This is a genomic window from Roseateles sp. (genome assembly GCF_036486225.1).
Lineage (GTDB): Bacteria > Pseudomonadota > Gammaproteobacteria > Burkholderiales > Burkholderiaceae_C > Roseateles.
Genome location: NZ_DASVNZ010000318.1, coordinates 1 through 6,858, shown reverse-complemented (window position 1 = coordinate 6,858; position 6,858 = coordinate 1). Strand labels below are relative to the sequence as shown.

Here is a 6,858-nt window from a genome sequence, read left to right as displayed (position 1 = left end):
CTCGATGAACTAGTTCTCCCGCAGGGGTGGGGCAGTGCCTCTGGAAATCGCCCATGCGAATCGACAACTTCGCGCTTGCCATCGACTTGGAAGAGTCATGCATCGGTCGATGAAGGCGGATTGTCCGAACCGGGGAGGCCTGCCTACGATCGTCCTCCTGTCGCCGGCGTGGCGATGCGAGGAGGATGTGCGTGAGTTTCGAAATTCAGCCGATGTCCGCCGCGGACTGGCGCAACTGCTGGCGGGATTCGGTGACGGATCCCGAGTGTTCGCCGTGGCTGCGCGGTGTGCTCGAGACCTGCGTCGACGGCAAGAACGCGCACTGGATCCGGCTTGCCGTGTGCTGGGCCGTGGACGCCGGGACGGGCGACTACCTGTTCCGCCTGCCGTCGCTGATCGGACGCCAGATCGCCGACCAGTTCTGCGCCCGGGTCGGGGACCGGCTCTACGGCCTGTGCGGACTGGGCATCGGCGACGCGAAGGTGTTCTTCGCCGGCGGCTCGTCGCCGTCCTGCGAGGCGATGGGGCAGGTCCACGCGGTGCTCTCGGCGGCGTTCGCGGTCCACGGCTCCCATGGCGAGGACATCGGCCGCGATCCGATCCGCATGCCGGTCTTCATCCCCGGCGCGCTGGTGCCCGAAGACCTGGCCGCTGAAACCCGCGCCCGCTGAAACCCGCGCCCGCTGAGCCGGCGGCCCTCTATCATGGGGCCCACCCATGGACGCCTTCCGCCGCCACCTGCTCCGTCATGCCGCGCTCGGTGCGATGGCCGTCGGCGTGACGGGAGCGGCACGGGCGCTGCCCTCGTCGGCGGGCCCGCGTTCGACGCAGGTGCTCGTCGCGGGCACGACCTTCGCGCGGCTCTTCGAGCCGGGTGCGGACGGCAAGCCGCGCGGCCTGGCCGTCGACGTGCTCGATGCGATCCTGATCCCCGCCGGCCACCAGCCGCGCTACGAGTTCTATCCCTGGCTGCGGGCGCAGGCCATGATCGAGCATGGTCCGGCGCAGATCCTCGTCGGTCCGTACCGCACCCCCGAGCGCGAGCGGCTGATGCGTTTCTCGCGCCAGGCCTTCTACGAGGATGCGCTGGTGTTCTACGCGCGCCGCCGCGAGGACGGGCTCTGGTGGGGTGACTTCCGGGCCTTGCAGCCGCTGCGGATCGGCGCGGTGCAGGGCTGGGTCTACGGCGAGCGCTTCGAGCAGGCGCGCGTGGGCCTGAACGTGACCGCCGTGCGGGATCTGGCCACGGCGTTGCGCATGCTCCAGCTCGACCGGCTGGACCTGATCGCGGCCAACCAGCGCAACTCGGAGCCGGTGATCCAGGAGCTCGACATGAAGGATCAGGTCGCCCTGTGCGCGCCGCCGTTCGCGCAGCTGCGCGGCCACTTCGCGTTCAGCCGCGACCCGGCGGGCGGGCCCTGGGCGACGCTGGTCGATGCCGGCATGCAGCGTCTGCGCGCCAGCGGCGAGTTGCAGCAGATGGCGGTCCGGCGCGGCGTCGTGCTGCCGGACTGAAGGACAGCTCAGCTCAGCAGCAGCAGCGCCAGGCCGATCGCCGCCGGGAGGGCCTGGATGAAGAGGATCTTGCGGCTGGCCGTCGCGGCGCCGTACAAGCCCGCCACCAGCACGCAGGCCAGGAAGAAGAGCTTCACCGGTCCGCCCGCCGCGCCCAGCGCCAGGCCCCAGATCAGGCCGGCCGCGAGGAAGCCGTTGTACAGCCCCTGGTTCGCGGCCAGCACCTTGCTCGCCTCGGCGAACTCAGGCGTCAGTCCGAAGGCCTTGCGGCCCTTGGGCGTGGTCCAGAGGAACATCTCCAGGATGAGGATGTAGACGTGGATCAACGCCACGAGGGCGACGACGATGTTGGCGGCGATGGCGGTGGTGGAGTTCATGGTTCGCACTGTACGTCCCGCTATCATCCCCGGCCCCCCTGCTGTTCCCTGTCCCGCACGTTCCATGTCCAAAGCCCAGCTCAATCCGGCCCAACTGGCCGCTGTGCATCACCTCGCGGGGCCTTGCCTGGTGATCGCGGGCGCGGGCTCGGGCAAGACGAGCGTGATCACGCAGAAGATCGCCAAGCTGATGGCCGAGGGTTACCGGCCGAAGAACATCGCCGCGATCACCTTCACGAACAAGGCCTCGCAGGAGATGCGCGAGCGCGCCAAGCATCTGGTGGGCAGCAAGGCGGGCTCGGAGCTGCTGGTGTCGACCTTCCACTCGCTGGGGGTGCGCATCCTGCGCCAGGACGGGCGCCACCTCGGGCTCAAGGAGCAGTTCTCCATCCTCGATTCGGACGACGTGCTGTCGGTGCTGCGCGATGCCGGCGGCACGACCGACGCGGCCACGGCCAAGTCCTGGCAGTGGACGATCTCCTTGTGGAAGAACCAGAACCTGAGCCCGCAGCAGGCGCTGGCCTACGCGAAGGACGACATGGAGCGCGCCGCCGCCGTCGTCATGCAGCGTTACCAGGAGCGGTTGACCGCGTACCAGGCGGTCGACTTCGACGACCTGATCGGCATGCCGCTGAAGTTGCTGCAGACCAATGAGGAGGCCCGCGGCAAGTGGCAGGAGACGCTGCGCTACGTGCTGGTCGACGAGTACCAGGACACCAACGCCGTCCAGTACGAGCTGCTGAAATGCCTGGTCGGCGACCGCGCGATGTTCACCGCCGTGGGCGACGACGACCAGTCCATCTACGGCTGGCGTGGCGCGACGATCGAGAACCTCAAGAAGCTGCCGATCGACTTCCCGCAGCTGAAGATCATTCCGCTGGAGCAGAACTACCGCTCCACCAGCGCGATCCTGCGCGCGGCCAACAACGTGATCGGCGGCAATCCCAAGCTGTTCCCGAAGACGCTGTGGAGCGAGTTCGGCGAAGGCGATCCCGTCGTGCTGGTCGAGGCCGACGGCGAGGAACACGAGGCCGAGCGCGCCGTCGCCCGCATCCAGGCCATCCGGGCCAACCAGCCGACGACGAAGTTCTCGGACTTCGCGATCCTGTACCGCGCCAACCACCAGTCGCGCATCTTCGAGCAGGCGCTGCGCCGCGCCGAGATCCCGTACAAGGTCTCGGGCGGACAGAGCTTCTTCGACCGCACCGAGATCAAGGACCTCTGCGCCTGGCTGCGGCTGCTGGTCAACCAGGACGACGATCCGGCCTTCCTGCGCGCGGTGACCACGCCCAAGCGCGGCATCGGCCACCAGACGCTGGGCCACCTGAGCGAGTTCTCGGCGAAGTGGAAGCTGTCGATGTTCGAGTCGCTGTTCGCCGAGTCGCTCAAGGCGACGCTGTCGAGCAAGGCGCTGCACGGGCTGCACGAGTTCGGCCGCTACGTCGTCGACCTCGAGTACCGCGCCCGCCATGCGGTCGGCGCCGAGGAGGGCAAGGCGCTGATCATGGAATGGCTCAAGGACATCGCCTACGAGCAGTACCTGATCGACCAGGAAGAGAACGAGAAGGTCGCGCAGGCGCGTTGGGGCAACGTGCTCGACTTCGTGGACTGGGTCGCCAAGCGCTGCGGCGGCGAGATCTCGACCGACGGCGGCATCACCACCGAAAGCCCGCGCCAGACGCTGCTGGAAGTGGCGCAGACGATCAGCGTGATCCTCTCGCTGGCCGAACGCCAGGAAGAGCAGGACCAGGTCGTGCTGACGACGCTGCATGCGTCCAAGGGCCTCGAGTGGCCGCACGTGGTGCTGGCCGGTGTGAACGAAGGCCTGTTGCCGTTCAAGGCCGACAACGACGAACTCACGCCCCAGCGCGTCGAGGAAGAACGCCGGCTGATGTACGTCGGCATCACACGCGCGCGGCAGACGCTGGCGGTGTCGACGCTGCGGCGTCGCAAGAAGAACCGCGAGACGGTCGTCGGGGTGCCGAGCCGGTTCATCGCGGAGATGAAGCTCGGCGAGGGCGGGGTCAAGGAAGATCCTCGCGAGAAGCTCAAGCGCATGCGCGAGCAGTTCGCGGCCAAGGCTGCGGAAACCGCGGCGAAGCAGGCGCAGGCGGCGAAGGACGATCGCTGATTCCTGCGCCGGGCCAAGCGCGGGCACTCCACGGCGCAGGGGGCATCCCTCCGGGAACCCCCAGCACCATTCCGGCCCCAGTGGCACTCGCTGACTCAGCGCTTGCTGACTGAGGGTGGGGCTGGCAAGACCTGTCACTCGAACAGCGAGTGAAGGGGGTGGGCGAACGATTCTTACTGGTTCGAGTCATTTCGCGGCGAGGCACAGGTTTCTAGCATTCGGTCCCTCTGCGCCTGCCGAGGAAACCGACCCATGGCCGATGCCCCGCCTTCCTGCCACCCGTTCCAAGAACACAGCACGCCGACCGAAGTCGCGACGCGGCTGCGCGACATCGACTTCCTCGCCGACGAACTGCGCAAGGCGCACTGGGATCAGGCCAGCCTGCCCGTGAGTGCCCACGACCTGGCTGAAGGCGCCGGCGTCGAGGTGCGCGAGCGGGGCGGACCGCAGGAGCCGATGTATCCCTATCGCGGTCGACTGCTCTACCTCGACGAGCGTCCGGTGATCGAGCTCAACCTGGCCGAGGACCCGATGCGGCGGCGCATCGTCCTGGCCCACGCGCTGGGCCACCACGTGCTCGGGCACGGCCCGGTGCCGCCGGAGACGACGCCCACCCTGTCGAGCCACCATCCGCGCCGCATCGAGCAGGACGCCCATCGCTTCGCGCTCGACCTGCTGATGCCGGACTTCGCGATCTACCGGCTGATGAACCAGGGCGTGGTCAGCGCGCACCGGCTGTCGGAGAAGTTCTTCGTCCCCGAGTCCGCCATGCACGAGCGCCTGCAGGCCCTGGACCGGCACTGGTCCCACCTGTGAGCGCCGTGCGCAGCGCGCGCGCCACGGGCGCTGATCGTCATCGCGCGGCGGTGTCCGTCCGCCTCGGGATCGACCCTGTAAGGTCTGCCATATCACCTGGACCCGGGGGGTGGACGTCACCGGCAAACGGCAGAATGCGGGCGCATGACAGCCTCCGCCGCCAAGTCCGCCACCAGGCTCGCCGCCGCGCTCCCGCTGCTGACCCTGCTCAGCGCGGCCGCCGCCATCCTCGCCTTGTCCCAGCCCGCGCAGCTGCCGCCGGCCCTGGCCTTCGTCTTCAAGCCGCTGACGACGATCCTCATCCTGCTCTACGCCTGGCCCCGCGGCGCTGAACGGCCGCGCCTGGCGCGCTGGCTGCGCGCCGGGCTGCTGTGTTCGCTGGCGGGCGACGTCGCGCTGCTGTGGCCGGAGCAGGGCTTCCTGCCTGGGCTGGTGAGCTTCCTGGCCGCCCACGTCTGCTACATCGTCGGCTTCTGCACCCGCAAGAAGCTGGGCGCGGTGCGCTGGCCTTTCCTGATGTTCGGCGTCATCGCGGCGGCGGTGCTGGGCCGGCTCTGGCCGCACATCCCGGTCGAGCTGCGGGCGCCGGTGGTCGTCTACGTGGTCTGCCTGTCAGTCATGGCGGCGCAGGCCTGGGCCTGGTGGCGCGGCAGCGTCGGCCAGCCCGATGAGCCGCTGGCGCGCTGGGCCGCCTGGGGCGGCACGCTGTTCGTGCTGTCGGACGCGATGCTGGCGATCAACAAGTTCGCCGGTCCGCTGGAGATGGCCAGCTTCTGGGTGCTCGCCAGCTACTGGCCCGCGCAGTGGTGCATCGCCACCAGCCTGGGACGGTCCCGCGCATGAAGTTCGTCCTGCCCCGGCGTCCCTCGTCCCTGGCCACGCTGACGATCGGCGTGGCCTGCGCCGCCGTGGGGCTCTGGCTCATGCGGCACTACCCGATCGAACCGGTCGCCGCCACCGCGTTGTGGACCGCGCTCGCGGTCGCCAGCTTCTTCGGATGGCGCGTGCTGCCGATGCTGGTGCCGGCGCTGGTGCCGGTGATCGGCTTCGCGCCGTGGACCGGCTGGATCACCTTCGAGGAACTCGATCTGGTCGTGCTGGCCGTTGCCGCCGGCGGCTACACGGCGATCGCGCTGACGGCGCCGCCGCACAAGCCGGCGGCCTGGCGTTACCGCACGCTGCGCTGGCGCGCGGCGGTGCGGGTGCTGATGGCGGTGTTCGGGCTGTCCGCGTTCATCGCCGTCTGGCGCGGTTTCGATCAGGCGGGCGGCGTGGACTTCGGCTTCTGGCAGGGCTTCCAGGAGCCGATGAACAGCCTGCGCGCGGGCAAGAGCTTCTTCCTGGTCCTGCTGCTGCTGCCGCTGTGGCAGAAGGCGTCGGACTTGCAACCGGCGTCGGTGCAGCGCCTGTCGCGCGCGGCCTGGGTGCTGGTGCTGATCGCGACCTCGCTCGGGGCGCTGTGGGAGCGCTGGGTCTATACCGGGCTGCTGGACTTCTCGACGGACTACCGCACGACCTCGCTGTTCTGGGAGATGAACGTCGGCGGCGCGTCGCTGGACGGCGCGCTGGCGCTGAGCCTGCCTTTCGCGATGCTGTGGGCCATGGGGGAGCGTCGGCCGCTGCGCTTCGTGGCGGCGCTGGCGGTGCTGCTGCTGGCGTTCTACGCGTCGCTGACGACGTTCTCGCGCGGCGTCTATCTGGCGGTGCCGTTCGGCATGGCGCTCTGCGCGCTGCTGTGGGCGGTGCAGCGCCGCGATGAACGGGACGCACCGCGGCAGGAGGGGGCGCCGTCGCACGCTTTCCCCGGTGCGCGCGGGAAGGTTCCGCTCGCCGGGGCCATCGGCGTGATCGCCGGCACCGCCGTCGCCGCCTGGGTGCTCTTCGGCGCCGGCGGGTATCGCGCGCTGCTCGCGCTGGCGGGCAGTGTTGCGGTGCTGCTGGCGATGCCGGCCTCGCGCGCCGCCTGGCCGCGGGGTCAGCAGCGGACGCTGATGGCGCTGTCACCCGTGCCGGCGCTGC

The 6,858-nt window shown here is 69.6% G+C and carries 6 protein-coding genes and 1 pseudogene; 6 read left to right on the top strand and 1 reads right to left on the bottom strand.

What is annotated here, in order from left to right; translation table 11 throughout:
* Positions 1–191: 191 nt before the first annotated feature.
* Complete coding sequence (locus VF536_RS20985) at positions 192–671, top strand: hypothetical protein (RefSeq protein ID WP_331616819.1); 480 nt, start codon at positions 192–194, stop codon at positions 669–671.
* 46 nt (positions 672–717) lie between these two features.
* The gene (locus VF536_RS20980; protein WP_331616817.1) at positions 718–1,515 is read left to right on the top strand and encodes a substrate-binding periplasmic protein; all 798 of its coding nucleotides are present in this window, start codon (positions 718–720) and stop codon (positions 1,513–1,515) included.
* A gap of 8 nt (positions 1,516–1,523) precedes the next feature.
* Here VF536_RS20980 and VF536_RS20975 read toward each other — a convergent pair whose 3' ends face one another.
* Positions 1,524–1,892, bottom strand: a complete 369-nt coding sequence (locus tag VF536_RS20975; RefSeq protein ID WP_331616816.1) for a DUF1304 domain-containing protein — start codon at positions 1,890–1,892, stop codon at positions 1,524–1,526.
* Between the two features lie 64 nt (positions 1,893–1,956).
* Here VF536_RS20975 and VF536_RS20970 point away from each other — a divergent pair, with 64 nt between their 5' ends.
* From VF536_RS20970 to VF536_RS20955, 4 genes and pseudogenes are all read left to right on the top strand, one after another.
* Positions 1,957–4,023 (top strand): ATP-dependent helicase, encoded by a 2,067-nt coding sequence (locus VF536_RS20970; RefSeq protein ID WP_331616814.1) that lies wholly within the window; start codon positions 1,957–1,959, stop codon positions 4,021–4,023.
* A gap of 252 nt (positions 4,024–4,275) precedes the next feature.
* Positions 4,276–4,839 carry an ImmA/IrrE family metallo-endopeptidase gene (locus VF536_RS20965; protein ID WP_331616813.1) on the top strand — a complete coding sequence of 188 codons (564 nt, stop codon included), beginning with the start codon at positions 4,276–4,278 and terminating at the stop codon, positions 4,837–4,839.
* Positions 4,840–4,983: 144 nt separating this feature from the next.
* Positions 4,984–5,682, top strand: a complete 699-nt coding sequence (locus VF536_RS20960) for a lysoplasmalogenase (RefSeq protein ID WP_331616812.1) — start codon at positions 4,984–4,986, stop codon at positions 5,680–5,682.
* Positions 5,679–6,858, top strand: a pseudogene (locus VF536_RS20955) (hypothetical protein); the annotation flags it as partial. The gene VF536_RS20960 and the pseudogene VF536_RS20955, both read left to right, overlap by 4 nt.